The sequence below is a fragment of the Gilvimarinus sp. 1_MG-2023 genome (assembly GCF_030548285.1).
Genome location: NZ_JAUOSC010001052.1, coordinates 1 through 270, shown reverse-complemented (window position 1 = coordinate 270; position 270 = coordinate 1). Strand labels below are relative to the sequence as shown.

The following is a 270-nucleotide window of genomic DNA, read 5'->3' as shown; positions in this document are numbered from 1 at the left end:
GCAGTTGATCCAGTCGTTGGGCTGTAAGGCTGGTCTGGTGTTTAACCCGGCTACGCCATTACATTACCTTGATTATGTGATGGACAAGCTTGATGTGATCCTGCTGATGTCGGTCAACCCGGGGTTTGGTGGCCAGTCGTTTATTCCGGGTACACTGGATAAGCTGCGCCAGGTACGTCAGCGCATCGATGCGTCCGGGCTGGATATTCGTCTGGAAATCGATGGCGGCGTCAAGGTTGATAATATTCAGGAGATTGCCGAAGCCGGGGC

General features: G+C 53.7%; 1 protein-coding gene. It reads left to right on the top strand.

Annotated features, from left to right (window positions below; all coding sequences use genetic code 11):
* A partial coding sequence (locus Q4563_RS20080; protein ID WP_442903819.1) for a ribulose-phosphate 3-epimerase occupies nucleotides 1–270 on the top strand: 270 nt, incomplete at both ends.